Here is a 2,329-nt window from a genome sequence, read left to right as displayed (position 1 = left end):
CGGCTGAAGGACGTAGCGTTCACCGCATCGCCGCAGCAGCTGGCCACGCTGGCCCTGTATCGGAAGGGGGAGTCCGACCTGCTGCGGCGGGACGGGGGCCGGACCGGTGGCCCGGCCTGCCACGCCCGGGGTCTGCTACCGGCGTTGGCGGACCGTCGCGCTGGACGGCTGCAGCTCCATCAAGGCCCCCGACCAGCCACGCGTGGTCGGCTGGCTGGGCAAGATCCTGCGCCCGGACGGCTGGGACGGCTACCCCATGCTGCGGCTGATGGCCCTGTGTGAAACCGGTACCCGCGCTCTGCTCGGCGCGGCGTTCGGCCCGACCAACTGCGGCGAGGCCGGCTACGCGGTGCGACTACTGCCCCTGCTCGGCAAGGACATGCTCCTGCTGCCGACCGCGGCTTCGATTCCAACGACTTCCTCACCCGGGTCGCCGACACCGGCGCCCAACTGCTGATCCGCCTCAACGGACGACGCACCCCAGCGGTCATGGCCACCCTGTCCGACGGCTCCTTCCTCACCCGCATCAACAGCCTCACCCTTCGCGTTGTCGAGGCCGACATCACCGTGACCTGCGACGACGGGCAGCGCATCACCAACCGCTACCTGCTGGCCACCACGCTGCTGGACCACCGCACCGACCCAGCGGCCGCCCTGGTCCGTCTCTACCATGAGCGCTGGGAAGTCGAGTCCGCCTTCTACGCCCTGCGCCACACCCTTCTCGACGGCCTCGTCCTGCGCTCGTGCGACCCCTCCGGCATCGCCCAGGAACTCTGGGCCGAGCTCACCCTTTACCAAATCCTGCGACGCGCCATGGCTGAAGCCGCCGAGACCACCCTCGGCGTCAATCCCGACCGCGTGAGCTTCACCGTCGCCCTCGAGGCCGCCCGCGACCAGGTGATCACCGCCCAGAGCGTCCTGCCCGGCACCCCCGGCCCAGGCGTCATCGCCCAAGCGGCCCTGGCCGCCCTACTGCCCAGGCGCCGCACCCGCATCAGCGCCCGCAAGGTGAAGTCCGCGCTCTCCCGCTACCCCGGCAATCCCGCCGACGCGCGCCCGCTGACCAGCCAGAACATCACCCATCTCGCGATCGCGATCTACGCGGCGCATCCCAGCACGCCCACGACGGACACAAGTACCCCTGCGACACCGCCTGTCTCCGGACGCCAGGGCCGACGCGACCGCACGCTGCAACTTCTTCGCACCGATGACCAGCGAGCATGGAGCCTCAAAGAGATCGCCGACGCCCTCGGCATCGAGCACTAGCGAAGCTTCTGCGCACAGCTGGGCCACTGGGTCACGGACGGAATCCTGAGCCGGACCGGACGCGGGCTCTACACGCTCCAGCCGGAATGGCGCTCACCGCAACCACCCGCCCCACCATCAAAGGTGACGGATTTGCCTCAGCTATCCACCGCCTAATACTCCAGCAGGATTTCGCTGTCTGACCTGGAGGTTTGGATGGGCGGCTGGAGTGTAGCGGGTCTTGGAGTGGTGAGGGGTGGCCTTATGGAAGCTGCCCCTCGAACGTATGCCGTCGACGCTGGTAATGGCAGCGCCGGGCAACTGCTTGGCGTTGCCGACGCCAGTTCGACCAGTTCATCGCGTGGCATCGGCCCCGGTGCCCGCGCAGGTGCGGGGGTCGGGGCCGACAAGCTGCCAGGAGTCGCCGAACCTCCGCCACTGTGAGCTCGATGGCCCCGGCAATCTCACCGGTTCTGCCCCCTTTTCCCTGATCTGGTGCGTGGTGGCCGCCAGGAAGGCGTGCGCGAGCATGGCGAGGGTGATGTGCCGGTACCAGCCCACGTAACGGCGGACTTCGTACTGGCCCAGGCCGCACTCGTTCTTCGCGGCCTGGAAGCATTCTTCGATCGCCCAGCGCGACCCCTCGATCCGCACCAACTCCCGCGCGGTTGTCTCCAAGGAGGCGTAGGCGAGGTAGTAGCCGATCTCGTCGGGCTTGCTGATGCTGCGCCGGGCCAGCGCCCACCGCATCCGGTAGGGAACCTCGCCCTGGTAGTCGAACTCGGCAACGGCCGGCAGCCGCACCGCCGCCCAGTGGTAGACGCGCGGTCCCTTCGCGCCGTCGCCGCACGAAGTCTTCTCCCACGCCTCGTCCGGCGCCTGCGCGAACAGGCTCTCGATCCGGGGACAGCCCACGGTGAACTGGGACTTGGGCACGGCCAGCACGTAACCGATGCCCGACTGTTCCAGGAGCCGACGGAAGCGACTCTCGAGCAATGCTCATGACCTGTGGATCGGCTCGGGAGGACGTACCTTCCCGGGTGATTGATCGATAGGTCACCGAGCAAGACCGGTGTTCGCAGCA

1 protein-coding gene and 1 pseudogene are annotated in these 2,329 nt (G+C 68.4%); one reads left to right on the top strand and one right to left on the bottom strand.

Features of this window, described 5'->3' with window-relative positions; genetic code table 11:
* Positions 1-91 precede the first annotated feature (91 nt).
* Positions 92-1,422: pseudogene (locus tag ACFYO2_RS49525) on the top strand (transposase); the annotation flags it as partial.
* Between the two features lie 177 nt (positions 1,423-1,599).
* Here the strand turns inward: ACFYO2_RS49525 and ACFYO2_RS49520 are convergent.
* A complete protein-coding gene (locus tag ACFYO2_RS49520) occupies positions 1,600-2,241 on the bottom strand; it encodes a hypothetical protein (protein WP_388364086.1) in 642 nt (213 codons plus the stop codon).
* Between the last annotated feature and the right edge of the window lie 88 nt (positions 2,242-2,329).

It is taken from the genome of Streptomyces sp. NPDC006602 (genome assembly GCF_042870385.1).
Classification (GTDB): Bacteria; Actinomycetota; Actinomycetes; order Streptomycetales; family Streptomycetaceae; genus Streptomyces.
This window is presented reverse-complemented; position numbering and strand designations above follow the sequence as displayed.